This is a genomic window from Winslowiella toletana (genome assembly GCF_032164335.1).
Lineage (GTDB): Bacteria > Pseudomonadota > Gammaproteobacteria > Enterobacterales > Enterobacteriaceae > Erwinia > Erwinia toletana_A.
This window is the reverse complement of the sequence record NZ_CP134152.1, coordinates 914,401-940,710: the sequence shown is the minus strand read 5'-3', so window position 1 is coordinate 940,710 and position 26,310 is coordinate 914,401. Positions and strand designations below refer to the sequence as shown.

23 protein-coding genes are annotated in these 26,310 nt (G+C 53.2%); 12 read left to right on the top strand and 11 right to left on the bottom strand.

The window, feature by feature from the left end:
• The first annotated feature begins 87 nt into the window (after window positions 1-87).
• Complete coding sequence (locus tag RIN69_RS04280) at window positions 88-630, top strand: hypothetical protein (protein WP_313855802.1); 543 nt, start codon at window positions 88-90, stop codon at window positions 628-630.
• The gene (locus RIN69_RS04275; protein ID WP_313855801.1) at window positions 627-1,025 is read left to right on the top strand and encodes a putative T6SS immunity periplasmic lipoprotein; all 399 of its coding nucleotides are present in this window, start codon (window positions 627-629) and stop codon (window positions 1,023-1,025) included. The genes RIN69_RS04280 and RIN69_RS04275 overlap by 4 nt, the downstream gene beginning before the upstream one ends.
• Before the next feature lie 47 nt (window positions 1,026-1,072).
• On the opposite strand, the gene lpdA is transcribed toward RIN69_RS04275, so the two are convergent.
• The 4 genes from lpdA to pdhR form a co-directional block, all read right to left on the bottom strand.
• Window positions 1,073-2,497, bottom strand: coding sequence for a dihydrolipoyl dehydrogenase (gene lpdA, locus RIN69_RS04270; RefSeq protein ID WP_313857593.1), 1,425 nt, complete (start codon window positions 2,495-2,497; stop codon window positions 1,073-1,075).
• A 139-nt stretch (window positions 2,498-2,636) separates the two neighbouring features.
• Window positions 2,637-4,532 carry a pyruvate dehydrogenase complex dihydrolipoyllysine-residue acetyltransferase gene (gene aceF, locus RIN69_RS04265; RefSeq protein WP_313855798.1) on the bottom strand — a complete coding sequence of 632 codons (1,896 nt, stop codon included), beginning with the start codon at window positions 4,530-4,532 and terminating at the stop codon, window positions 2,637-2,639.
• Window positions 4,533-4,545: 13 nt separating this feature from the next.
• Window positions 4,546-7,209, bottom strand: coding sequence for a pyruvate dehydrogenase (acetyl-transferring), homodimeric type (aceE, locus tag RIN69_RS04260; protein WP_313855797.1), 2,664 nt, complete (start codon window positions 7,207-7,209; stop codon window positions 4,546-4,548).
• A gap of 183 nt (window positions 7,210-7,392) precedes the next feature.
• Window positions 7,393-8,157: a pyruvate dehydrogenase complex transcriptional repressor PdhR gene (gene pdhR, locus RIN69_RS04255; RefSeq protein ID WP_313857591.1), complete on the bottom strand. Its 765-nt coding sequence runs from the start codon at window positions 8,155-8,157 to the stop codon at window positions 7,393-7,395.
• Between the two features lie 524 nt (window positions 8,158-8,681).
• On the opposite strand from pdhR, the gene aroP reads away from it, so the two are divergent.
• From aroP to RIN69_RS04240, 3 genes are all read left to right on the top strand, one after another.
• The gene (gene aroP, locus RIN69_RS04250) at window positions 8,682-10,037 is read left to right on the top strand and encodes an aromatic amino acid transporter AroP (protein ID WP_313855796.1); all 1,356 of its coding nucleotides are present in this window, start codon (window positions 8,682-8,684) and stop codon (window positions 10,035-10,037) included.
• A 191-nt stretch (window positions 10,038-10,228) separates the two neighbouring features.
• On the top strand, window positions 10,229-11,641 hold the full coding sequence (locus RIN69_RS04245; protein ID WP_313855794.1) for an MFS transporter: 1,413 nt from the start codon (window positions 10,229-10,231) through the stop codon (window positions 11,639-11,641).
• Window positions 11,641-12,591, top strand: a complete 951-nt coding sequence (locus tag RIN69_RS04240; protein ID WP_313855793.1) for a glycoside hydrolase family 43 protein — start codon at window positions 11,641-11,643, stop codon at window positions 12,589-12,591. The genes RIN69_RS04245 and RIN69_RS04240 overlap by 1 nt, the downstream gene beginning before the upstream one ends.
• Here RIN69_RS04240 and ampE read toward each other — a convergent pair whose 3' ends face one another.
• From ampE to RIN69_RS04225, 3 genes are read right to left on the bottom strand one after another with little or no spacing between them, the layout of a single operon-like run.
• A complete protein-coding gene (gene ampE / locus RIN69_RS04235; RefSeq protein WP_313855792.1) occupies window positions 12,592-13,446 on the bottom strand; it encodes a beta-lactamase regulator AmpE in 855 nt (284 codons plus the stop codon).
• Complete coding sequence (ampD, locus tag RIN69_RS04230; RefSeq protein ID WP_313855790.1) at window positions 13,443-14,021, bottom strand: 1,6-anhydro-N-acetylmuramyl-L-alanine amidase AmpD; 579 nt, start codon at window positions 14,019-14,021, stop codon at window positions 13,443-13,445. The genes ampE and ampD overlap by 4 nt, the downstream gene beginning before the upstream one ends.
• A gap of 59 nt (window positions 14,022-14,080) precedes the next feature.
• Complete coding sequence (locus tag RIN69_RS04225; protein ID WP_313855788.1) at window positions 14,081-15,280, bottom strand: amino acid deaminase; 1,200 nt, start codon at window positions 15,278-15,280, stop codon at window positions 14,081-14,083.
• Between the two features lie 187 nt (window positions 15,281-15,467).
• On the opposite strand from RIN69_RS04225, the gene nadC reads away from it, so the two are divergent.
• The 4 genes from nadC (at window position 15,468) to hofC (ending at window position 19,621) form a co-directional block, all read left to right on the top strand.
• A complete protein-coding gene (nadC, locus tag RIN69_RS04220) occupies window positions 15,468-16,367 on the top strand; it encodes a carboxylating nicotinate-nucleotide diphosphorylase (RefSeq protein WP_313855785.1) in 900 nt (299 codons plus the stop codon).
• Window positions 16,368-16,579: 212 nt separating this feature from the next.
• Window positions 16,580-17,026, top strand: a complete 447-nt coding sequence (gene ppdD, locus RIN69_RS04215; RefSeq protein ID WP_313855783.1) for a prepilin peptidase-dependent pilin — start codon at window positions 16,580-16,582, stop codon at window positions 17,024-17,026.
• Window positions 17,026-18,444 carry a type II secretion system protein GspE gene (gspE, locus tag RIN69_RS04210; protein ID WP_313855782.1) on the top strand — a complete coding sequence of 473 codons (1,419 nt, stop codon included), beginning with the start codon at window positions 17,026-17,028 and terminating at the stop codon, window positions 18,442-18,444. Before ppdD ends, gspE begins: the two co-directional genes overlap by 1 nt.
• On the top strand, window positions 18,422-19,621 hold the full coding sequence (gene hofC / locus RIN69_RS04205) for a protein transport protein HofC (protein ID WP_313855780.1): 1,200 nt from the start codon (window positions 18,422-18,424) through the stop codon (window positions 19,619-19,621). The genes gspE and hofC overlap by 23 nt, the downstream gene beginning before the upstream one ends.
• A gap of 37 nt (window positions 19,622-19,658) precedes the next feature.
• Here the strand turns inward: hofC and RIN69_RS04200 are convergent, their stop codons facing one another.
• Window positions 19,659-20,699, bottom strand: a complete 1,041-nt coding sequence (locus tag RIN69_RS04200; RefSeq protein WP_313855779.1) for a GMP reductase — start codon at window positions 20,697-20,699, stop codon at window positions 19,659-19,661.
• A 242-nt stretch (window positions 20,700-20,941) separates the two neighbouring features.
• Here RIN69_RS04200 and coaE point away from each other — a divergent pair, with 242 nt between their 5' ends.
• From coaE to yacG, 3 genes are read left to right on the top strand one after another with little or no spacing between them, the layout of a single operon-like run.
• A complete protein-coding gene (gene coaE / locus RIN69_RS04195; RefSeq protein ID WP_313855778.1) occupies window positions 20,942-21,553 on the top strand; it encodes a dephospho-CoA kinase in 612 nt (203 codons plus the stop codon).
• 4 nt (window positions 21,554-21,557) lie between these two features.
• Window positions 21,558-22,301 (top strand): cell division protein ZapD, encoded by a 744-nt coding sequence (zapD, locus tag RIN69_RS04190; RefSeq protein ID WP_313855776.1) that lies wholly within the window; start codon window positions 21,558-21,560, stop codon window positions 22,299-22,301.
• 12 nt (window positions 22,302-22,313) lie between these two features.
• Complete coding sequence (yacG, locus tag RIN69_RS04185; protein WP_313855774.1) at window positions 22,314-22,520, top strand: DNA gyrase inhibitor YacG; 207 nt, start codon at window positions 22,314-22,316, stop codon at window positions 22,518-22,520.
• Between the two features lie 48 nt (window positions 22,521-22,568).
• Here the strand turns inward: yacG and mutT are convergent, their stop codons facing one another.
• From mutT to secM, 3 genes are all read right to left on the bottom strand, one after another.
• Complete coding sequence (gene mutT / locus RIN69_RS04180) at window positions 22,569-22,958, bottom strand: 8-oxo-dGTP diphosphatase MutT (protein WP_313855773.1); 390 nt, start codon at window positions 22,956-22,958, stop codon at window positions 22,569-22,571.
• A 55-nt stretch (window positions 22,959-23,013) separates the two neighbouring features.
• Complete coding sequence (gene secA / locus RIN69_RS04175) at window positions 23,014-25,719, bottom strand: preprotein translocase subunit SecA (protein ID WP_313855772.1); 2,706 nt, start codon at window positions 25,717-25,719, stop codon at window positions 23,014-23,016.
• Between the two features lie 87 nt (window positions 25,720-25,806).
• Entirely contained in the window at window positions 25,807-26,307 is a 501-nt protein-coding gene (gene secM / locus RIN69_RS04170; RefSeq protein ID WP_313857590.1) for a secA translation cis-regulator SecM, read from the bottom strand.
• Window positions 26,308-26,310 lie beyond the last annotated feature (3 nt).

Below are 26,310 nucleotides of genomic sequence, written 5' to 3'. Positions count from 1 at the left end.
CCTCACAAATTCTTCGTTTAAGACTCTTTAATAAATCGTCCCCATGCTATCTTTTCGATATTAAATCACTTCATGGAGATAAAGAAGATGATTATCGAAGAAGGATCTTCCAGACATCTGACTCGGGGTGAGTTAGAAATGGCTAAGTCGATATTTAAAACTGCCATTGAATACAATCGTGTGAGGGTACATCACGGGAGTTATTTTCCATTTGGTTTGCAAAATAAAGATACTGCAGTTACGCCAAATGGCGAGATGTACTATCCTACATCACTTTATCAAGATGACTACTCAGAGAGTAAATCAAGAGAGCAATGGTTATTTATCCATGAGATGGCTCATGTCTGGCAGCACCATATGGATGTAAATGTAAAAATTCGCGGTCTGATAAGCTGGGCGGTTGAATACAAATATTCTTTACCCCCTTATTATACCCTTGCTGACTTTCCTATGGAGCAGCAAGCATCGATAATTGCCGACTACTATATTCTTATAAATTTAGGCTTTAACAAATGGAATGATGGTAAGTATTTTAGCGGACTAATAGGGCCAGACCTGCTTAACAAATATCAAAGCGTATTGATATATTTTCTAAACGATCCTGCCGACAGGAGAACCTTGTGGAAATGAAGAAAGTCACCGTTGCTTTAAGCTTTTTTATGTTAAATGGTTGCTTTATACATCCACTGCCATTCAGAACGGCAACGGTCTCGCTAAAAGCAGACGGACAACCCTGCTTTAAGGTAAAAAAAGAGTCGGTAACCGCTAAAAACCAGTCACGAATACTAAGTATAGTTATCAATAAAAGGTTTGAGGATGGCTATATGCGCGAGATATGGAGCCATCGCGAGCATCCTTTTCCAATTAAGGTAGTGGTACCCGGTGAATGCATTCCCGTCGACTACCACTTTGTACCAAATGTGAAGTACAACGTCACTATTTACACAATTATTCCGCCTGACAGAGTAGAAACTAAACGCTCATGGGACGTAAAGTTCTTGCTACAAGATTTGAAGCCAGAATAAAAAAACGGCTCCCTGAGGAGCCGTTTTATCAAACCAGCCAACGAAAATTATTTCTTTTTCGCTTTCGGGTTTGGCAGGTCGGTGATGCTACCTTCGAAAATCTCAGCAGCCAGACCAACAGATTCATGCAGCGTCGGGTGCGCATGAATGGTCAGCGCGATATCTTCTGCATCACAACCCATCTCAATCGCCAGACCGATTTCACCCAGCAGCTCGCCGCCGTTAGTCCCGACAATCGCACCACCGATAACGCGATGGCTCTCTTTGTCGAAAATCAGTTTGGTCATACCGTCTGCACAATCCGAAGCGATTGCACGGCCAGAAGCTGCCCACGGGAAAGTGGAAACTTCATAGCTAATGCCTTTCTCTTTCGCTTCTTTCTCGGTCAGACCCACCCAGGCAACTTCTGGCTCAGTGTAGGCAATTGATGGAATCACTTTCGGATCGAAGTAATGTTTCTTACCGGAGATCACTTCTGCTGCCACGTGGCCTTCATGCACGCCTTTATGCGCCAGCATTGGCTGACCGACGATATCGCCGATAGCGAAGATGTGCGGCACATTGGTACGCAGCTGTTTGTCGACACGGATAAAGCCACGGTCGTCCACTTCCACGCCCGCCTGGCCAGCATCCAGCAGTTTACCGTTAGGTACACGACCGATAGCCACCAGCACTGCATCATAACGCTGTGGTTCTGCCGGGGCTTTTTTGCCTTCCATCGTTACGTAGATGCCGTCTTCTTTGGCTTCTACTGCGGTGACTTTGGTTTCCAGCATCAGGTTAAACTGCTTGCTGATACGCTTGGTGAACACTTTCACCACGTCTTTATCGGCAGCAGGGATAACCTGATCAAACATTTCTACCACGTCGATCTGTGAACCCAGCGCGTGGTAAACGGTGCCCATTTCCAGACCGATAATACCGCCGCCCATCACCAGCAGACGCTCAGGAACTTCTTTCAGCTCCAGTGCATCGGTGGAATCCCAGACGCGTGGGTCTTCATGTGGAATAAATGGCAGTTCAATCGGACGAGAACCGGCAGCGATAATCGCATTGTCGAAGTTAATGGTGGTGGCACCATTTTCACCTTCAACCACCAGCGTGTTAGCACCGGTGAATTTACCCAGACCGTTGACCACTTTCACTTTGCGGCCTTTCGCCATACCAGCCAGACCACCGGTCAGCTGATTGATGACTTTTTCTTTCCAGGTACGAATTTTGTCGATATCGGTGGTAGGTTTACCAAATACGATACCGTGTTCTTCCAGCGCTTTGGCTTCTTCAATCACTTTCGCGACGTGTAGCAGCGCTTTAGACGGGATACAGCCAACATTCAGACAAACACCACCAAGGGTGCTGTAACGCTCTACAATGACGGTCTCCAGACCTAAATCTGCAGCACGGAAAGCTGCAGAATAGCCTGCAGGGCCAGCCCCAAGTACCACGACCTGAGTTTTAATTTCTGTACTCATCATGACCTCTTATTTGCTAAACGTCTTAATCCACTCGGACGTTTTCACCGCAAGAGTTTACAGAATTGTTAACAGACTGCAAACACACGGCAACATGAATGCTTACAACAAGGCCGGCAATTGCCGGCCTTGATTACTGTTACATCACCAGACGGCGGATATCTGCCATGATAGTGCCGATATATGCAGCGAAACGCGCACCTGCTGCGCCATCGATAACACGATGGTCGAAGGAGAGTGACAGCGGCAGCATCAGGCGCGGCACAAACTCTTTGCCGTTCCATACCGGTTTCATCGACGATTTAGACACGCCGAGGATCGCCACTTCCGGCGCGTTGACGATTGGGGTAAACGCAGTACCGCCAATGCCGCCAAGGCTGGAGATGGTGAAGCAACCGCCCTGCATATCTGATGCCGTCAGCTTACCGTCACGCGCTTTCTTCGAAATCACCGCCAGCTCACGCGACAGCTCAACAATGCCTTTCTTGTTGACGTCACGGAACACCGGAACCACCAGACCGTTTGGCGTATCAACCGCCACACCGATATTGATGTATTTCTTCAGCGTCAGTTTCTGACCGTCTTCAGACAGCGAGCTGTTGAAACGTGGGAACTCTTCCAGCGCTTTGGCAGCCGCTTTCATCAGGAACACCAGTGGGGTGATCTTCAGATCCTGTTTCTTCTTCGCCGCTTCGTCGTTCTGCTGCTTACGGAAGTTTTCCACTTCGGTAATATCGGCTTCGTCGTGCTGCGTAACGTGCGGGATCATCACCCAGTTACGGCTCAGGTTAGCACCAGAAATTTTCTGGATGCGGCCCAGTTCGACTTCTTCGATTTCACCGAACTTGCTGAAATCAACTTTCGGCCACGGCAGCATGCCCGGGATACCACCACCGGTGGCTGCAGCAGGTGCAGACTCGGCGCGTTTCACGGCATCTTTCACGTAAGCCTGCACGTCTTCTTTCAGAATGCGATTTTTACGGCCAGTGCCTTTGACTTTCGCCAGGTTAACACCGAACTCGCGTGCCAGACGACGGATAACCGGCGTGGCATGCACGTAAGCATCGTTTTCCGCGAAGTCGCTCTTGCCTTCAGCTTTCGCTGCTGGCTTAGCGGCTTCTTGCTTAGCAGGAGCGGCAGCCGCTTCCTCTTTCTTCGCAGCAGGTGCAGCAGCAGGCGCAGCGCCTTCCACTTCAAACACCATAATCAGCGAGCCAGTGCTGACTTTGTCACCGGTATTGATCTTGATCTCTTTAACCGTACCCGCGAATGGCGCCGGCACTTCCATTGAGGCCTTATCGCCTTCAACGGTGATCAGTGACTGTTCAGCGGCAACTTTGTCGCCAACTTTCACCATCACTTCGGTCACTTCAACTTCGTCACCGCCGATATCCGGCACGTTAACGTCTTTCGCACCGCTGGCAGCCGCTGGAGCCGCTGCCGGAGTCGCTTCGGTTTTGCTCTCAGCAGCAGGTGCCGCTGCGCCAGAACCGGCAGTCTCAAATACCATGATCAGTGAGCCGGTACTGACTTTATCGCCAGTGCCGATCTTGATCTCTTTTACCGTACCCGCGAATGGCGCAGGAACTTCCATCGAGGCTTTATCGCCTTCGACGGTGATCAGTGACTGTTCAGCTTCAACGCTGTCGCCCACTTTGACCAGAATTTCGGTGACTTCAACTTCGTCAGAACCGATATCCGGCACGGCAACTTCTTTGCTTTCGCTGGAAGCTGCGGCGGCAGCTGGTTTTTCCGCTTCTTTTTTCTCTTCTGCCTGAGCAGGTGCAGCATCAGCTGCACCGTCGGCGGATTCGAAAATCATGATCAGTTTACCGGTTTCAACTTTGTCACCGGTGGCCACTTTGATCTCTTTCACTACGCCAGCTTCTGGCGAAGGGACTTCCATCGAGGCCTTGTCACCTTCAACGGTGATCAGCGACTGTTCAACTTCAACTTTGTCGCCAACTTTCACCAGAATCTCGGTAACTTCAACTTCGTCTGCACCGATATCCGGTACGTTGATTTCGATTGCCATTAATCTCTACCTCTTATGCCAGACGCGGGTTGACTTTGTCGGCATCGATATTGAATTTAGTGATGGCTTCCGCTACCACTTTCTTATCGATTTCACCGCGTTTGGCCAATTCGCCCAGTGCTGCAACAACCACGTAAGTTGCGTCCACTTCGAAGTGATGACGCAGGTTTTCGCGGCTGTCAGAACGGCCAAAGCCATCAGTACCCAGTACGCGATAATCGCTGACCGGTACGTAACTGCGAACCTGTTCAGCAAACAGTTTCATATAGTCGGTGGAAGCGACCGCTGGTGCATCGTTCATTACCTGAGCAATGTAAGGCACGCGGGCTTCTTCGGTTGGGTGCAGCATGTTCCAGCGCTCACAATCCTGGCCATCACGTGCCAGTTCAGTGAACGACGTTACGCTGTAAACGTCAGAACCGACGCCGTAATCTTTCGCCAGGATCTGTGCGGCTTCACGAACGTGACGCAGGATAGAGCCTGAACCCAGCAGCTGAACCTTACCTTTGCTACCTTCTACCGTTTCCAGCTTATAGATACCCTTACGGATACCCTCTTCCGCACCCTGCGGCATCGCAGGCATGTGGTAGTTTTCGTTCAGCGTGGTGATGTAGTAGTAAACGTTCTCTTGCGCATCGCCGTACATACGTACCAGACCGTCATGCATGATGACCGCGACTTCGTAAGCGTAAGCCGGATCGTAAGAGATACAGTTAGGTATGGTCAGCGACTGAATGTGGCTGTGACCATCTTCATGCTGCAGACCTTCACCGTTCAGCGTAGTACGACCAGAGGTTCCGCCAACCAGGAAGCCACGAGCCTGCTGGTCACCTGCTGCCCAGCACAGGTCGCCGATACGCTGGAAACCGAACATAGAGTAGTAGATGTAAAACGGAATCATTGGCAGGTTATTGGTGCTGTAAGACGTTGCCGCCGCCAGCCAGGATGCGCCTGCGCCCAGTTCGTTGATACCTTCCTGCAGGATCTGACCTTTTTCGTCTTCTTTGTAGTAAGCAACTTGCTCACGGTCCTGCGGAGTGTACTGCTGGCCATTCGGGCTGTAGATACCGATCTGGCGGAACAGACCTTCCATACCGAAAGTACGCGCTTCATCGGCGATGATTGGCACCAGGCGATCTTTGATCGACTTGTTTTTCAGCATCACGTTCAGGGCACGCACAAAGGCGATAGTGGTAGAGATCTCTTTGTTCTGCTCTTCCAGCAGCGATTTGAAATCTTCCAGCGCTGGCATTTCCAGCTTCTCGCTAAACTGCGCCTGACGGGTTGGCAGGTAGCCACCCAGCTTCTCACGCTGACCGTGCAGATATTTATGCTCTTCAGAACCCTCTTCGAAGGTCACATAAGGCAGTTTTTCGATATTGGCATCGTCAACCGGCACGTTGAAACGATCACGGATATAGCGTACGCCATCCATGTTCATTTTCTTCACCTGGTGAGCAATGTTCTTACCTTCTGCGGTGTCACCCATACCATAACCTTTGATGGTATGTGCCAGAATCACTACCGGCTTGCCTTTGGTGTCCTGCGCTTTTTTCAGTGCCGCATAGATTTTTTGTGGATCGTGGCCGCCACGGTTCAGCGCCCAAATCTCATCGTCGGTCATATCTTTAACCAGTGCTGCGGTTTCCGGATATTTACCAAAGAAGTGCTCACGCACGTAGGCGCCGTCACGAGATTTAAAGGTCTGATAGTCACCGTCAACGGTTTCGTTCATCAGCTGAATCAGCTTACCGCTGGTGTCGTTACGCAGCAGCTCATCCCAACGTCCGCCCCAGATCACTTTGATCACTTCCCAACCGGCGCCGGCAAAGATGCCTTCCAGTTCGTTGATGATCTTACCGTTACCGGTGACCGGGCCGTCCAGACGCTGCAGGTTACAGTTGATGATAAAGCACAGGTTGTCCAGCTTCTCACGGGTAGCGATAGTGATCGCACCTTTGGATTCTGGCTCATCCATTTCGCCATCACCAAGGAAAGCGTAAACGGTCTGGGCTGAGGTCTCTTTCAGACCACGGTGCTCAAGATACTTGAGGAATTTCGCCTGGTAGATCGCACCCAGCGGGCCAAGGCCCATTGAGACGGTCGGGAACTGCCAGAAGTCAGGCATCAGTTTTGGATGCGGGTAAGAGGAGAGACCTTTACCGTGCACTTCCTGACGGAAGTTGTTCAGCTGATCTTCAGTCAGGCGGCCTTCAAGGAAAGCACGTGCGTATACGCCTGGAGAGATATGACCCTGGAAATAGACCAGATCGCCGCCGTCTTTATCGTTACGCGCACGGAAGAAGTGGTTATAGCACACTTCATAAATGGTGGCGGAAGACTGGAAAGAGGACATATGACCGCCCAGCTCCAGATCTTTCTTCGATGCACGCAGAACCATCATAATAGCGTTCCAGCGGATCGCGGAACGGATACGACGCTCCAGAGAGGTGTTGCCCGGGTATTCCGGCTCGTCTTCAACGGCAATGGAGTTGATGTACTGGCTGGCACCGGTGCCTGCCGCCACTTTAACGCCGCCTTTACGTGCTTCGCTCATTACCTGATCAATCAGATACTGTGCGCGCTCAACACCTTCTTCACGGATGACCGATTCGATCGCCTGTAGCCAGTCGCGAGTTTCAATCGGATCCACGTCATTGTGTAAACGTTCTGACATGGGGGGTATTCCTTATCTGTGTCTAATACGTTGAATTGTCTGGAGCCTGCCTCGATGTGCTCTGCTTATTGCCAAAACACATGGAGACAGGCTCGTCGTGTATACCGTCAAGCGCTGACGCTGCGGCGCTGTGCGCTGCCACGCCAGTGATATCAGGCATAGTTGCCGCGTTATATTTACGCGTTATTCCTTACGTTGCTGTAAACGTCGCAAGGAGCGCTCTCTACGACTCTGCTCCCGACTCCTGTCCAGCAATATTTCCTCGATAAACGCCAGATGGCGGTGTGACGCTTCACGGGCCTGTTCAGGCTCGCGGGCGACAATCGCCGCAAAAATGCTGGCGCGATGACCGCTCACTTTCGCCAACATTTCCCGGCGCGAGTAGAGCAGTTCAAAGTTCTGTCGTACGTTCTGTTCCAGCATAGGCCCCATGCAGCGTAGCAAATGTAGCAGCACGACATTATGCGCCGCTTCTGTGACGGCTATCTGATACTGCATCACCGCATCCGCTTCGGCATCTAAATCGCCGCTGTCCTGCGCCTGCTGAATCACCACGTGGCAGTCGCGAATGCGCTGCAAATCTTCGTCAGTGCCGCGTAACGCCGCATAGTAAGCAGCAATGCCTTCCAGCGCGTGACGGGTCTCCAGCAGGTCGAACTGAGATTCAGGATGGTCGGCAAGCAGTCCAACGAGCGGATCGCTCAGGCTTTGCCACAGGCTTTTTTGTACGAATGTGCCGCCGCCCTGACGGCGCAGCAGCAAGCCTTTTGCTTCCAGACGCTGGATAGCTTCACGTAAGGAGGGGCGGGAGACATCAAACTGTTTGGCGAGCTCACGCTCAGGAAGCAGCTTTTCTCCCGGGCGCAGCGTCCCTTCCATAATCAGAGTCTCGAGCTGTTGCTCGATTGCATCGGATAACTTTGGTTGGCGAATCTTGCTGTAGGCCATCATCCCTTCTTCTGCCAAATGCCGGAGTAAATTGGTAATACCAATTGCAAAAAGGTGACGCTAAAGTAACAAAGTATTCACCTTGTGTCTATATGGCTTCAGCCTGAAACCGGGGCTGGCTCACGTTGTAAAGATACTGATATCGTGCCAGAAACAGTGGAAAAACCCTAAGACAGCCAAATTAATACGGCTAATTTTTACCAAACCTTACACGTGGTTAGTGGGGTTTCTCATCCTTAACCATAAGGTAACGCTATTCGTCTTTTTTTGCGTTTCATGCCAGAAAAGATCTGTCGCAGAGTGTGAGCAAACGTCGATTTTTTATTCATTCTGCCGCACGAAAAGAGAAACCAAGTGCAATGGTCTGCACTTATCACTATTCTTGTCGCGGAGATAGCATCATCATTATTTTTAAGACGCCGATACTGTAAATTAATCAATACGTTATATGTAATGTTTTAGTTACACGAACAACTAAAACGGCGGAAAGGCACCAATAAAAATAACGACATAACGAGGTTTATATGGAACAAGTGCAGGGCGATGCACTGAAGCGGGGATTGAAAAATCGCCATATTCAGCTAATCGCATTGGGTGGCGCAGTCGGGACGGGCCTGTTTCTGGGTATTGCACAGACGATTAAGATGGCTGGCCCATCCGTCTTGCTGGGCTACGCCATTGGCGGCTTTATCGCCTTTATGATTATGCGTCAGCTGGGCGAAATGGTGGTCGAAGAGCCGGTTGCCGGTTCATTCAGTCACTTCGCTTACAAATACTGGGGTGACTTCGCAGGCTTTGCTTCCGGATGGAACTATTGGGTGCTTTACGTGCTGGTGGCGATGGCCGAGCTGACCGCCGTTGGCATCTATGTGCAGTACTGGTGGCCGGAAATCCCGACCTGGGTCTCTGCCGCGGTGTTCTTCTTACTGATCAACGCGATTAACCTCTCCAACGTCAAAGTCTATGGCGAAATGGAATTCTGGTTCTCAATTATCAAAGTGGTCGCGGTGATCGGCATGATTGTCTTCGGCTGCTGGTTGCTGTTCAGCGGCAAGGGGGGGCCGGAAGCACATGTCAGCAATATCTGGGATATTGGCGGCTTCTTCCCGAATGGCGTCTCCGGGCTGGTTATGGCGATGGCGGTGATCATGTTCTCCTTCGGCGGGCTGGAACTGGTAGGGATTACTGCTGCTGAAGCTGACGATCCGGAAAGAAGTATTCCTAAAGCGACCAATCAGGTGATCTATCGCATCCTGATTTTCTATATCGGCTCGCTGGCGGTACTGCTTTCGCTCTATCCGTGGACCAAAGTGGTAGAAGGCGGTAGCCCGTTCGTAATGATTTTTCACGATCTTGGCGACAGCCTGGTGGCGAACGCGCTGAACGTGGTGATTCTGACGGCGGCACTGTCGGTCTATAACAGCTGCGTATACAGCAACAGCCGTATGCTTTACGGCCTGGCGAAGCAAGGCAATGGTCCAAAAGCGCTGCTGAAAGTCGACGCGCGCGGTGTTCCAATCATTGCGATTGGCGTATCGGCACTGGCGACCGCTATCTGTGTTCTGGTCAACTACCTGATGCCGGGTGAAGCCTTTGGCATTCTGATGTCGCTGGTCGTCTCCGCGCTGGTGATTAACTGGGCAATGATTAGCCTGGCGCACCTGAAGTTCCGTCGTAAGAAAGATCAGCAGGGTGTCACTACGCGTTTCAGAGCCCTGTTCTATCCACTGGGTAACTGGGTCTGCCTGGCATTTATGGTCGGTATTCTGGTGATTATGGCGATGACGCCGTCGATGGCCATTTCCGTCTGGTTAATTCCGGTCTGGGTGCTGGTACTGGCAATCGGCTACGCGATTAAGAAGAAAACGCAAAAAGCATAAAACGTCGGGGCGGCTTATCGCCGCCCTTATCCATGATTTCCCTGCCGCGACCATTGTTAACTTCCTCACACTTTCTCTCCTACAGTCAATTTGTCCATCTGCGCGACGGTTTACTGCTGCAGTTGCGAACACATAACCATTAATAATGTGTTCTCAACGCAGGCTACTGTCCAGGGGTGGGAGAACAGACGATGAAGGCAACAGCGCTTTCGATTAAAGAAAAAATCGGTTACGGCATGGGTGATGCAGGCTGCAATATGATTGGTGGCGCCATCATGTTGTTTTTAAGCTACTTCTATACCGATGTCTTCGGTCTGGCTCCGGCTCTGGTTGGGGTGCTGCTGCTGTCGGTCAGGGTGCTGGATGCGGTCACCGATCCGATTATGGGGGCGATTGCCGATCGAACCCGCAGCCGCTGGGGACGGTTTCGGCCATGGTTACTGTGGGTTTCACTGCCGTACGTGCTGTTCGCGGTGCTGATGTTTACCACGCCGGACTGGAGTTATGAGAGCAAGGTCATCTACGCCTTTGTGACCTACTTCCTGATGTCGCTGGCCTATACCGCCATTAATATCCCTTACTGTTCACTGGGCGGCGTCATCACTAACGATCCCGGCGAACGCGTCTCTTGCCAGTCTTACCGCTTTGTTATGGTTGGCATCGCCACGCTGATTCTGTCGCTTTCGCTGCTGCCGCTGGCCGAATGGTTTGGCGGAGAGGATAAAGCCCGCGGCTATCAAATGGCGATGGGCGTAATGGCGATTATTGGTCTGTGCATGTTTCTGTTCTGCTTTGCCACGGTGCGCGAGCGCATTAAGCCGGCAGTGCCGAGTAATGACCAGCTGAAAGCCGACCTGAAGGACGTGTGGAAAAACGATCAGTGGGTGCGCATTTTGCTGCTGACCTTATGCAATGTCTGCCCCGGATTTATCCGTATGGCGGCCACCATGTATTACGTTATCTGGGTGATGCAACAATCCACCAGCTTTGCCACGCTGTTTATCAGCCTTGGCGTCGTGGGCATGATGATCGGCAGCACGCTGGCAAAAGTGCTGACTGACCGCTGGTGCAAACTGAAGGTGTTTTTCTGGACCAACATCGTGCTGGCCATTTTCTCCAGCGGCTTTTACTTCCTCGATCCGCAGGCTACGGTGCTGATTGTCGTGATGTACTTCCTGCTGAATATCTTCCATCAAATCCCCTCGCCGCTGCACTGGTCACTGATGGCTGACGTCGACGATTACGGCGAGTGGAAAACCGGAAAACGCATTACCGGCATCAGTTTCTCCGGCAATCTGTTCTTTCTTAAGGTCGGGCTGGCCGTTGCTGGCGCGATGGTGGGCTTCCTGCTGTCGTGGTACGGCTATGACGCCGGTGCGAAGCAGCAAAGCGCAAGCGCCATTAACGGTATTATGCTGCTGTTCACCGTAATTCCTGGCGTCGGATATCTGATTACTGCTGGCGTAGTTCGCCTGATGAAAGTTGACCGTCAGCTGATGCAAACCATCCAGATCGATCTCGCAAAGCGGCGTGAAAACTATCGCGAACTCAGCGAGTATCGCGATGAAAAGTCCATTGAGATAAAACCAGAAGGAGTGGCGTAATGAGTAACCAGAGCTGGCCCAATCCGCTAATTGAACAGCGCGCTGATCCTTTTATTCTGCGCCATAACCATCACTACTACTTTATCGCTTCGGTGCCGGAATACGATCGGCTGGAAATCCGCCGCGCCAGCACTCTGACCGGTCTGCGCGACGCCACGCCGGTGGTGGTGTGGCGCAAACCGGACAGCGGCCCAATGAGCGAGCTGATCTGGGCACCAGAGCTGCACCTGATTGACGACAGCTGGATGATCTACTTCGCTGCTGCACCAGAGCGGGCGATTAAAGACGGCCTGTTTCAGCACCGCATGTTTGCCCTCGAGTGTCGCGATGCCGACCCGCTCAATGGCAGCTGGCAGGAGCGCGGTCAGATCCAAACGCCAATCGACAGCTTTGCGCTGGACGCAACCGCCTTTCAGCATCAGGGGAAAAACTGGTATTTATGGGCACAGAAAGATCCGGCGATTCCCGGCAACTCCAACCTGTACTTAGCCGAGCTGGAAAATCCCTGGACGTTAAAAACTCCGCCGGTGATGCTCAGCCGTCCGCAGTACCAGTGGGAGTGTGCCGGTTTTAGCGTTAATGAAGGCCCGGCGGTGATCCGCCATGGCGACAAACTGTTCGTCAGCTATTCTGCCAGCGCTACTGATGAAAACTATTGTATGGGCTTGTTGTGGATAGATGCCGATGCCGATCCGATGCAGGCTGCCAACTGGTCAAAATCGGCGCGGCCGGTATTTACCACTCACTGGGAACATCGCCAGTATGGCCCCGGTCACAACTGCTTTACCGTCGACGAAAATGGCGAAGATCTGCTGGTGTATCACGCGCGTAATTATACGGAAATTGAAGGCGATCCGTTGTGGGACCCAAACCGCCATACGCGTATTAAGCGCTTTAGCTGGGATCAGAACGGCATGCCGGAGTTCGGCGTGCCGCCTGCGGAACAGTGATTACACCAGCGCGCCATAGATAGTCAGAATGGCGACCACCACCACAATCACTAATGAAACTTTCTTCGCCAGAGCCACCGCCACGCGCGGTGTCTCAACTTTATCCAGGTGCGGATCGCGTGCCAGCGAGAACTGTGCCAGGCGGGTCAGCACCTGATATTGTGAACTGTGGCGATCGCCAAGCGAAGCGAACCATGCCGGTAACGCGCGCTCACCGTGGCCCAACAGCGCATAGGCTACCCCGGCGAGGCGCACCGGAATCCAGTCAACCCAATGCAGAATCGCATCAATGCCGGACTGCGAGCGCTCCAGCGGCGAATGGTGCCGCGCCAGCCAGCTTTGCCAGCCGCGCAGAAACGCATAGCCCACCAGCAATACCGGGCCATACGCGCCGCCGACTACAAACCAGAACAGCGGAGCCAGATAGAAACGGAAGTTAATCCACAGCAGCGCATTCTGCAGTTCACGCAGAAATTCACCTTCACTACAGTCAACCGGCACGCCGTGAATCAGCGTCAGCTCTTCCGCCATCGCATCACGTGCATGGCTGTCATTGTGGCTGGCTGCTTTCAGATAAGCGTGATAGTGCAGCCTTACCGACCCAGCACCGATACACAGCAGGCCAATCAAAATCCAGAAAATCAGCTGCACCACGCCGAAAAACAATCCTTTCAACGCGATGAGAATCACCAGGACTGCCGCCATCACCAGCAGCATCATCATTAGCGTGCGCAGCAGCGAAAAACGCTGACGCCCGCGAAACAACGGCTCCAGACGATGATCCAACTGCCAGTGTTCGCCTGACTTGAATAATCTTTCCCAACCTAACACCAGCAACAGGCTAAATAAGGTCATGCATTGCGCTCCTTCGAAATGGCGTTCCTGGACTGATGGCTTAGCCCGTGACGGAATAATTCCCAGTCGAATGCCGGTCCGGGATCGGTTTTACGTTCGGGGGCGATGTCGCTGTGCCCGGTAATGCGCTCTACGGTCAGCGGATAGTGCTGCATCAGCAACGCCGTTATCTGTTGCAACGCCTGATACTGCGCATCGGTATACGGCAGAATGTCAGTCCCTTCCAGCTCAACACCGACGGAGAAGTCGTTGCAGTTTTCACGCCCCTGCCAGCGCGAAATTCCCGCATGCCAGGCGCGCAAATGGAAAGGAACATACTGCACGATTTCTCCGTCGCGGCGGATCAGGCAGTGCGCCGAAACGCGCAGCTGAGCAATTCCGGCGAAAAAGGGATGTGCACTGGCATCAAGCTGACCGGTAAACAACGCATCAATATACGGGCCACCAAACTCACCGGGCGGCAAACTGATATTGTGTACCACCAGCAGCGAAGGTTCTTCATCTGCCGGACGCGAATTAAAATGTGGCGATGGCACCTGTTTTACACCGACTATCCAGCCATCTTGCAACTGCATGCCCTTCCCTCCTGTCACCGACTTTTCCTCAGAGTAGCACGGTTTTTTTAGCGGCGAGTTTAGAAAAAAGTTTCCAGCGTCTCAGTCACCTGCAACCGATCGTCCACCACACACAAGCGCCGCCACTTATCAAAGGTCAGGCAAGGATGCGAGGCACCAAACGCGATAATATCCCCCGGCGTGAGCTGATGGTCGTCCGGCACCTCAAGAAAAGCATGCTGATCCATCAGCCTGAGCACCCGATAACCTGCATCAAGCCCCTGTGCATCGCTGCTACCCTGCGGATAGACTCGTAGCGGTACTGGCATACTGTCGTGGGCAATATCCCGCTTGCCCAACGCGGCAATAACCCGCCCCGGCTCTGGCACAGACTGCACATAAGCGAACACTTCCATCGCCGGTAATAAAGCCCGATGCATTTCAGGATGACGTTCCAGCAGGGCCTGCTGCGCCTGCTGATAAATTCCGTGGTCGTGCACCAGATAGCAACCGGGACGCATCAGCGTGATAAAAGCATCACGCGCATCCTCGCGCGCAAAGGCTTCGGCTACCAGATCGTACCAGGCAGAACCGGATGCGGTAATAATTGGCCGCGCGCTGCTGAACTGGCCAGAGGCTTTTAGCGCCAGGGCAATCTTTACCAGCCGCGCGATAAATACTTCCACTTCCTGCTGCTCGCTGTCGCTGTTAATCACCCCTTCATAACCTTCAATGCCGCTGAGCGCCAGCGCGGGATACTGTGCCACCGCCGCTATCACCTCATCAATCTGCTGCTGGCTGCGGCAGCCACAGCGCCCGTTCACCACGCCAACTTCCAGCATCACATTCAGCGTTAACCCCTGCGCGGTGAAAAACTGCCCAAGCTGATGCACATTTTCCGCACTGTCGACCAGGCAGTGAAACTCGACGCCTGCGCGCAATAAATCAGCCACGATCTGCATATTGGCCTGCCCCAACAGCTGATTAGCCATCAGAATGCGGCGAATGCCATGCTGCGCGGCGACCGCGCTTTGTGCCGCAGTGGCGAGGGTAATTCCCCACGCTCCTGCTTCTATCTGGCGCTGGAACAGCTGCGGTGCCATGGTCGTTTTGCCATGCGGTGCCAGCTCAGCACCGTGACGGGAGGCGTACTCTTGCATCCAACTGAGGTTATGCAGTAATGCGGAACGGTGTAACACTAACGCCGGCAGTGAGACGTCCTGCAACAGTTGTTTGCCGCTGACCGGCACGCCTTTATCCCGAATCGATGTAACCTGCATACTTTTCCTTAGTCTGTTAGCTATTGATAACATTGATGTGGATACCTTCGCTCTCTGCCATGATGGCGTCAACTGCTTAACAAAAATTGTTTGCAAACGCGCTTTCACCCCCCGCACAAGATGGCAAGCCCTGAACAAACGCGCTAGAGTGTCCGGACTCTTAATTCCGAACTTTCGGAGCTTGATTATGACGACGCGTCGCTACGATTCTGATAGCCGCCGTACCGAACTGCTGGGCCGTATTGAAAATGATATTCCTGCCGCCGTTGCCCATGCGCTGCGGGAAGACTTAGGCGGTGAAGTCGATGCCTGCAACGATATTACTGCCAGCCTGTTACCCGCCGATACTCAATCGCACGCCACCGTTATTACTCGTGAAGCGGGTATATTTTGTGGCAAACGCTGGGTGGAAGAGGTGTTTATCCAGCTTGGCAACCGTACCCGGATCGGCTGGCATGTGGAGGACGGCGACAGCATCAGCGCCAATCAGACGCTGTTTGAAATTGATGGCCCGGCGCAGCTGATTCTCACGGCTGAACGCACCGCGCTTAACTTTGTGCAAACCCTGTCTGGCGTGGCAACCGAAGTCAGTCGCTATGTCGCCCTGTTGCAGGGAACCCATACCCGGCTGCTGGACACGCGTAAAACACTGCCGGGTTTGCGTACCGCATTGAAGTACGCAGTACTCTGCGGTGGCGGCAGCAACCATCGCCTGGGGCTTTCTGATGCCTTTCTGATCAAAGAAAATCATATTATTGCTACCGGATCGATTCGTCAGGCGGTAGAAAAAGCCTTCTGGCTGCATCCCGATGTACCGGTCGAAGTGGAAGTCGAATCGATTGATGAGCTGCAACAGGCGCTGGCCGCCGGAGCAGATATCGTGATGCTGGATAACTTCAGCGTCGAACAGATGCGTGAAGCCGTGGCATTAACTGCAGGACGCGCCCAGCTTGAGGTTTCCGGCAATGTAACCGATGAAACCCTGCGCACCTTTGCGGAAACCGGCATCGACTACATCTCCGTTGGCGCACTGACTAAACATATCCGCGCGCTGGATCTCTCCATGCGCTTCAAATCCGCCTCCTGATACTTTTTGTCATCCGGGAGTGACAGATCACCCCCGGATGTCTCGCTGATACCCTGCCGTTAATTTGCGAAGTGGCTTCCATTTCGTCTGTCACCTGCTGCTTGCTGACAAAAATGGTTGTCGAGTTCTCTCGCAGCGTACTGCTTTGCTGCTGGTGCATCAGATCCAGGCTGCTTAAGGTGCCCTCTGACAACTTAAGGAGAGCAACAGCGATGGACAAGCAACGCGGATTTACCCTGATTGAACTGATGATTGTGGTGGGAATTGTCGCCATTCTCAGCGCGATAGGCATACCGGCTTATCAAAACTATCTGCAAAAAGCCGCACTGACCGACATGCTGCAAACCATGATGCCGTACAAAACTGCCGTGGAGCTCTGTACTGTCGAGCGCGGCGCAACCACCACTTGTAGCGCCGGCAGTAACGGCGTGCCGGTGGGTATCGGCTCCCGCTATGTGCTGAGCGTTGCGGTAACCGCCGGAGTGATTACGCTGGTCGGGCAGGAGAGCCTGACAGGCCTGAGCGTGGTGTTAAATCCGGTATGGAACAGTACTGAAGGCCGGATGAACTGGCAGCGCGCCTGTAGCAGCAGCCAGGCAAGTCTGGTGGAGGCCTGTAATGATGTGTTCCGTTTTGATGACGTAACGGCGATAAACTGATGAACAGTGAAAACCAACGCACGATTCAGACACTCTGCCAGCGTTATCAGGCGATCATTCTTGAGCACAGCGCACAACGGCTGCATGTGGCCGTCAGTGAAACGGCGGATGCGCAGATGATTGAAGCACTGCGCTTCGCCAGCCAGTGTGAAGTGACGGTAGATTGCTGGCCGCAGGCACGTATCGAGCAGTATGGCCAGATTGACCCGGCCCGACAGATGGCGCGCGAAAGCGCGCCTGACGAAACCTACAGCGCCTCTGCGGTAGATCTGGTCAATCAGATCTTGCTGGCCGCGGTTCAGCGACGCGCTTCCGATATCCATTTTGAACCACAAGCCAGCGGTTTACGCGTGCGGCTGCGAATTGATGGCGTGCTGCATCCGCTAAAAGGCAACTATGATGGCGTAACCGCCTCGCTGATCGCCCGTCTGAAAATATTAGGTAATCTCGATATCGCCGAGCGACGTATGCCACAGGACGGGCAGTTTACCCTTGAACTGAACGCGAAGAACGAGTCGTTTCGGCTGTCGACTTTACCAACGCGTTTTGGCGAAAAAGCGGTGGTTCGCCTGCTTCAGAGTGAAACCGTCGCCATCGATCTTAACAAACTCGGTATGCCCGCTGAAGCGCTTAAATGTTATCGCGAGGCGTTGGCACGCCCGCAGGGGCTGATTTTAGTCACTGGCCCAACCGGCAGTGGCAAAACCTTCACGCTCTACAGCGGGTTAAGCGCGTTAAATCATCCGGGGCAAAACCTCTGCAGCGTTGAGGATCCGGTTGAAATCCCTTTGCCGGGCGTTAATCAAACGCAAATCAACAGCAAGTCCGGGCTGGATTTTCATCGCGTGCTGCGGGCGCTGCTGCGTCAGGATCCGGATGTGATTATGTTAGGGGAAATTCGCGATGGTGAAACTGCGGAAATTGCCATCAAAGCCGCACAAACCGGGCATCTGGTGCTGTCGACCTTACACACGAATTCAACCAGTGAAACGCTGACGCGACTCGGCCAGATGGGTATTCCCGGTTACCTGCTGGCGTCGGCGTTAAAACTGGTGATTGCGCAACGTCTGGTGCGGCGTTTGTGCACGCACTGTCGCCAGCCGGATCACGTCATTAGCCATTTTCCGCCAGCGCTTTGGTCAGGCAGCGTGCAGAGCTGGCGAGCCAGCGGCTGTGATCACTGCTTTTCCGGTTATTACGGCCGGCTGGCGCTGTTTGAGCTGTTGCCGATCAGCGAGCCGCTGCAGCAAGCCATCGCGGCCAATGCCACCCCGGATGAACTCGCCACGCTGGCACAACAGCAGGGGCTGAACTCGCTGTTCACGGAAGGTCTGCATGCGGTAAATCGCGGCGAGACCTCACTGGATGAAGTTAACCGCATTGTGGGTGCCTGTGATGGCGAAACATACGCTGTTTAGCTGGCAGGCTATTGATGCCAAAGGCGACTTTATTGAAGGTGCCCATCTGAGCCAAAGTTCGCTGGCAGTAATGCAAGCGCTGATGGATGCCGGTCACTCGCCGGTGCGTATCAAAGCAGGTAAAAGCTATCGTCCCGGCGAGTGGCAATGGCAGCAAAAAATCATGCTAATTCGCCAGCTGGCAACGTTACTGAAAGCCGGAATGACGCTGTCTCAGGGACTAAAGCTGTTGGCTGAAGGCCATCCGCATCCCGGCTGGCAGGCGCTGTTACTGGATATTCAGGCAAAGATCGAGCAGGGAGAACCGTTCTCCCAGGCACTGAGCCGCTGGCCGGAAATTTTCCCACCCCTGTTCCCTGCCCTGATGCACGTCGGTGAGGTTACCGGTCAGCTGGATGAGTGCTGCTTTCAGCTGGCCACCCAGCAGGAGCGCCAGCAACAACTGCAAAAAAAAGTGGTGAAAGCGCTACGCTATCCGCTGTTTATTCTGGCGGTGGCACTGGCCGTCACCGTGGGTATGCTGGTATTTGTGCTGCCGGAATTTGTCTCAATCTATGCGGTATTCGATGCGCCGCTACCGGCTTTTACCGCAGGAGTCATGGCGCTGTCGCTGCTGCTGCAAAACAGCTTTGTACCACTGACGCTGGCGATAGCGGCAACCACTTTACTCTGGCGCAGCCAGCGTAAAAAGCGCATCAGCTGGCAGCGTAGCGAACAACGGCTGATGCTGCGCGTGCCGCTGATCGCCCGGCTGTACCGCGGCAGTCAGCTCAGCCAGATCTATACCACCCTGACGCTTACTCAACGCGCCGGACTAACCTTATTGCAAAGCTTGCAAGCGGTGGAGAACACCCTGAGCCACTGTTTATGGCGCGAAGCAATCGTCCAGCTTCAGCAGCATATTGCGGCGGGTAAGCCGCTGCATCAGGCATTGGTGCAACATAAACTTTTTACTCCGCTTTGCCATCAGCTGATCAAAGTGGGTGAAGAGGCGGGATCTCTGGATGTATTACTGGCGCGCCTCGCACAGTGGCATGAGGAGCACACTCACGAACTGGCCGAAAGTCTGGCCGCCACGCTGGAGCCACTGATGATGGTGGTGATTGGCGCAATTGTTGGCATTCTGGTGGTGGCAATGTATCTGCCGATTTTTGGACTGGGGGATGCGCTGGGATAGCGGGCGGCGGTAAATAAAGCCGCCCTGCCGGTTGGATTTAACGGTTAAACACGCGGTTTTCCTGCTCGGCCACCCGGATAAAGGTGGTGCGCTTGGTCAGCTCTTTCAGTCGTTCCGCGCCAACATATGTGCAGGCTGAACGCAGGCCGCCAAGAATATCGCGCGCTGTATCCTCAACCGGGCCGCGCAGCGGTAGCTTCACCGTTTTGCCTTCTGCTGCACGATATTGCGCAACGCCGCCAACATGGCGCTTCATGGCTGATTCCGAGCTCATACCGTAGAACAGCATAAACTGTTCGCCATTCTCTTCCACGATCGTGCCTTCACATTCGTTGTGGCCCGCCAGCATACCGCCCAGCATCACAAAGTCTGCTCCGCCGCCAAAGGCCTTCGCCACATCGCCCGGCACCGCGCAGCCACCGTCACTGACGATCTGGCCGCCCAGGCCGTGCGCCGCATCAGCACATTCGATCACTGCCGAAAGCTGCGGATAGCCAACGCCGGTTTTAACCCGGGTCGTACAGACTGAGCCAGGACCAATGCCCACTTTGACAATATCAGCACCGGAAAGAATCAGCTCTTCGACCATTTCACCGGTCACTACGTTGCCGGCACAGATGGTTTTACCCGGACAGGCTTCACGCGCGCGCTGTAAGAACTCAACAAAGTGCTCAGAGTAGCCATTTGCCACATCGATACAGATAAAGTTAAGTGCCGGAGAGAGTGCCAGAATCTGCTTCATTTTAATAAAGTCAGCCTCAGAGGTTCCGGTTGAAACCATCACATGTTTAAGGATAGTTTCCGGGACGCGCGCGACAAATTCCTGCCACTGCTCAACGCTGTAATGCTTATGTACCGCGGTAAGAATATCAAATGACGCCAGCGCTTCTGCCATGCGGAAAGAACCAACGGTATCCATGTTAGCGGCAATGATGGGAACGCCTGACCAGGCTATCGCTGAGTGTTTGAAGGTGAACTGACGTTCCAGCTCAACCTGAGAGCGGCTCTTCAGCGTGGAACGCTTTGGCCGGATAAGAACATCTTTGAAGCCCAGTTTTAAATCTTCTTCGATACGCATGACATATTTCCTGGTTAGTGGCGACGATCTGACGATCGGGTGCTGCTGCCCAGCTCCAGTGAAGCTATCATACGCGCTAAAATCGCAACAACAAGACTGCGAAAACAGCTTTATTTACGCTACAATCCCTTAAATTTACCTGTGAAACTCACTTGTGATCCGGTCCTCAAAATTCAGGCTCGTTATTGCATTAACCGACTGAATGATGACTTATTTTCGCAAGTTAATCTGGAATAGGGTTTATGGGCTATATCGTCGCACTGACCGGTGGCATCGGCAGTGGAAAAAGCACCATCGCCAATGCCTTTGCCGAACTGGGCGTTGATGTGGTCGATGCTGATGTCATCGCCCGCCAGGTGGTGGAGCCTGGCCAGCCAGCATTACAGGCTATTAGCGAAAAGTTCGGTGATGAAATGCTGAATGCCGACGGCACTCTGAATCGTGCCAGCCTGCGTCAGCGTATTTTTAGCGAACCGGCAGATAAACTATGGCTGAATAATTTACTTCATCCATTAATCCATCAGCAAACTCGTCGCCAGCTGGCTGAAAGCCAGTCTCCGTGGAGCCTGTGGGTGGTGCCGCTGCTGGTAGAGAACAATTTGCATCAGCTGGCGGATCGCGTGTTGGTGGTTGATGTTGAGCCGTCGATTCAGCTGGCCCGCACCATGGCACGCGACAATATCAGCCTTGAACACGCTAACAAAATTCTTGCTGCGCAGGCAACGCGTGAGGCGCGGCTGGCCGTAGCTGATGATGTCATTGATAACAGTGGGTTACCCGAAAGCGTAGCGCCACTTATTGCTGCATTACACCAGCGTTATCTCGCGCTGGCGGCGTCAGCGAAACAGGATTAACCGCATGAGCACAACGATTCTTTTTGAGCATCCACTGAATGAAAAAATGCGTACCTGGCTACGCATTGAATTTTTACTCAAGCAGCTGCAGGCCAGCCAGCAGATTACCGATCACCTTGGCGCACTGACCTTCTTCCGCAATACCGCTGAATTATTGGATGTTTTTGAACGCGGTGAACTGCGTACTGATATCCTGAAAGAGCTGGAGCGCCAGCAGCAAAAATTGCGATCCTGGGCAGAAGTGCCGGGAGTCGATATGGAACTGATTAATTCGTTAAGCGGCCGCCTGAAAAAATGCTCGACCACGCTGATGGGTGCGCCGCGTATGGGTCAGCTGTTGCGGGAAGACCGGTTGATTGGCCTGGTGCGCCAGCGCCTGAGTATTCCCGGTGGCTGTTGTAGTTTTGATCTGCCGACGCTGCATATCTGGCTGCATGTTGATCAAGCGGTGCGTGATGCTCAGGTAGCAATCTGGATGGACTCACTGGCTCCACTGCGTGAAGCGCTGACTCTGACGCTTGATTTGATTCGTCAGTCAGGGATTTTTCGTCGTCACACCAGCCTGAATGGTTTCTTTCAGGATAACGCCGAGGGAGCCGATCTGCTGCGTTTACAGCTGATGCTGGAAGATTCGCTGTATCCACAAGTTTCGGGGCATAAAAGCCGTTATGCGATCCGTTTTCTGCCTCTCGACAGTGAGCGCGGTGAGGTCCCTGCCCGACTCGATTTTGAACTGGCTTGTTGTTAAAGGTTTGCCGTAATGAAAGATGAAGTGACCGTAGTAAACTGCCCGACCTGTGGCAAAGATGTGATCTGGGATGAACTGAGCCAGTTTCGGCCGTTCTGCAGTAAGCGCTGTCAGCTGATTGATCTTGGTGAGTGGGCGGCAGAAGAGAAGCGGATTGCCAGTAGCGGTGATTTGTCAGATAGCGATGACTGGAGCGAAGAGCAGATCAATCGTCATTGATCGCTCTGAAGCGGCGGCGGTAACGCCGCCATTCAGGCAGTGAAGCAATTATTCAGCCAGCAACCGTGCCACAATCGGGCTGTTCGCCGGTGGAAACTCTTCCGCCACCAGTTCAGCTTGCGGCACCCAGCGCATCGGTTGTCCTTCACGGCCATAGGGCTCACCGTTCCAGCCTTCGACCATAAAGAAGTGCAGCGTTACGCGAACATCCTGATAAGTATGATCGGCAGTATCGAAAGGCACCGCCGTCGTAACCTCAATTCCGGTCTCTTCCAACAGCTCGCGGCTTAATGCCTGCGCGGCAGTTTCGTCAGCTTCAATTTTTCCACCGGGAAACTCCCACATATTGGCCATATGAGAACTGGCTGAGCGCTGCGCGAGGAAGATTTGCTTACTGGCATTGCGAATGATACCGACCGCAACTTGCAGGTGCTTCATTGTTCAACTCCCTTTTTGATCCTCCTCCCCCGTAGGCCGGGGGAGGAAAGGATTATCAGGCTAAACGGCCATGACACTGCTTGAACTTCTTACCAGAACCGCATGGGCAAGGATCGTTACGACCCACTTTTCGCTCACCGGTCTGGCCAGACAGCTCTTCTGCTGCCAGAGTCTCACTGTCGACATGGCTTAAATGCTGCTGCTGTTGCAGGCGCTCAGCTTCCTGGCGGCGCTGCTCTTCCATCGCTTCCACTTCTTCTGGCATACGCACCTGCACTTTACACAGGGTGCTGATCACTTCGTATTTCAGTGATTCCAGCATCGCGCCAAACATAGCGAAAGATTCACGCTTGTACTCCTGCTTCGGATCTTTCTGCGCGTAGCCACGCAGATGGATGCCCTGACGCAGGTAGTCCATTGCCGCCAGATGCTCTTTCCACAGCGAGTCAAGCGTTTGCAGCATCACGCCTTTCTCGAAGTTACGCATCATCTCGGTGCCAACCACTTCTTCTTTACGCAGATAGACTTCTTTGCCCTGCTCCATGATGCGCTCACGCAGCGTCTCTTCATGCAGCTCAGGTTCTTTGTCCAGCCACTCAGCAATCGGCATTTCCAGATCGAAATCGTTTTTCAGACGCTCTTCCAGACCAGCAACATCCCACATCTCTTCCAGTGACTGCGGCGGAATATAGGTATCGATGGTGGTTTTGAACACATCATCGCGGATGCTGTTAATGGTTTCGCTCACGTCAGACACGTCCAGCAGTTCATTACGCTGGGTGTAAATCGCGCGGCGCTGATCGTTGGCAACGTCATCATATTCCAGCAGCTGCTTACGAATATCAAAGTTGCGGCTTTCTACTTTACGCTGCGCATTGGCAATCGCCTTGGTTACCCATGGATGCTCAATCGCTTCGCCTGGTTTCATTCCCAGTTTACGCATCATATTAGAGACGCGATCGGAGGCGAAAATACGCATCAGTGCATCTTCCATCGACAGATAGAAGCGCGATGAACCCTGGTCACCCTGACGGCCGGAACGACCACGCAGCTGGTTATCGATGCGGCGTGATTCATGACGCTCAGTACCGATAATATGCAGACCGCCGGACGCCAGCACGGCATCATGACGGATTTTCCACGCGGCTTTAATCGCTTCAATCTGTTCGGCCGTTGGCGCTTCAAGATTGGCAATCTCTGCCTGCCAGCTACCACCCAGCACGATATCAGTACCACGACCGGCCATGTTGGTGGCGATGGTTACTGCGCCTGGCTGACCGGCCTGTGCCACGATGTCTGCTTCACGGGCGTGGAACTTGGCGTTCAGTACGCTGTGCTTAATACCCGCACGTTCCAGCTCATGGGAAACCACTTCAGATTTCTCAATTGAAATAGTACCCACCAGAATTGGCTGACCATTAACGGTACGCTCGCGGATATCTTCGATAATGGCATCGATCTTCTCTTTCTCTGTCATGTAGACCAGGTCCGGCAGATCTTTACGCACCATAGGACGGTTGGTTGGCACCACAATGGTATCCAGCTTGTAGATAGAGCTGAACTCAAATGCTTCGGTGTCCGCTGTACCGGTCATCCCAGCCAGCTTTTCGTACAGACGGAAGTAGTTCTGGAAGGTGATAGAAGCCAGAGTCTGGTTTTCGTTCTGAATCTCAACGCCTTCTTTTGCTTCAATTGCCTGATGCAGGCCATCAGACCAGCGACGACCCTGCATGGTACGACCGGTGTGCTCATCAACGATAATGACTTCACCGTCTTTCACGATGTAGTCGACGTCGCGGGTAAACAGCACGTGCGCGCGCAGTGCCGCCGTCACGTGGTGCATCAGCATAATGTTGGTTGGCGAGTAAAGTGATTCACCCTCTTCCATAATGCCTTCGCTGACCAGCAGCTCTTCAATATTCACCAGGCCGCGCTCGGTCAGGTGAACCTGGCGCGCTTTCTCATCAACCGAGAAGTGGCCTTCGCCCTGGAAAGTATCAGAGTCTTCTTTCTCCTGACGGATCAGGTGAGGAATGATTTTATTAACTTTGGTATACATCTCAGAGCTGTCTTCAGCCGGGCCGGAGATGATCAGTGGGGTACGCGCTTCATCGATCAGAATTGAGTCAACTTCATCCACCAGTGCATAGTGCAGCTTACGCTGTACGCGCTCTTCAGGGCTGAACGCCATATTGTCACGCAGGTAGTCAAAGCCGTATTCGTTATTAGTACCGTAAGTGATGTCGGCGGCGTAGGCCTCGCGTTTCGCCGGCGCTGGCATACCTGGCAGATTGATACCGATGCTCAGGCCGAGAAATTCGAACAGCCCACGGTTATTCTCGGCATCACGCTGTGCCAGATAATCGTTGACGGTGACAACGTGTACGCCTTTACCGCTTAACGCATTCAGATAAGCAGGCAGCGTCGCGGTCAGAGTTTTACCTTCACCGGTGCGCATTTCCGCGATGCAGCGGTCGTTCAGTACCATACCGCCAAGCAGCTGGACGTCAAAGTGACGCATGCCGAACACGCGCTTACTGGCTTCACGTACGGTGGCAAAAGCTTCAGGAATCAGGCTGTCTACGGTTTCGCCCTTTTTCAGGCGCGCGCGGAATTCGTCAGTTTTGGCTTTCAGCTCATCGTCAGTAAGCTTTACAAATTCCGGCTCCATCTTATTGATGGCATCTACAGCTTTACGCATACGGCGTAAAGTACGATCGTTACGGCTACCAAAAACCTTGGTTAAAATTGTCGTCAACATAATAAATACTTCTCTCCAGCCGGGCTTTTATACGGCTTACAGCGTTGTTTTGATTATTTAAGTTTGTAGAGCTGTGCTCTGAATCGTTCAGGCGAGAGTAGCCGGTCCGGCACGAATGCCCTGAACCTGCGCCAGCCACAAACCGCTGTGATAAGCAGCGCGCAGCGCTTCATTACGGCGTGGAGTATCACGGATAATAACCGGAGGACGAGACTCGTGAGTCAATAACGCATTGAGCGTGTCGAGCAGCGCGAGTTTCTGGACTTCAAGCGGTAACGCCTGCTCTGCCGTCGGCAGATGCTGTGGCGTTAAGGCAAAAGAGAGGTGGCGAATAACGATGCGGATCGCATGCTGGTGCCAGTAATCGACGTTAAAGTTCGGACGACGTGCGCTTTCCTGTAGCAGCGCCAGGCTGTCAAAACGTGCGACTTTACCAATAGTCAGGCTATTGGATGACGTTTCAGGGCTTCTCTGCTCGCTGGCATGGGTGACAGGCAGGCCAAAACTCGCCGCGACCATCCCCAACAGGAGATGCGGCCAGAAGTAACGCCTGCCAAATTGTCGCCAACGATTAAGAATGCCGATCACTTT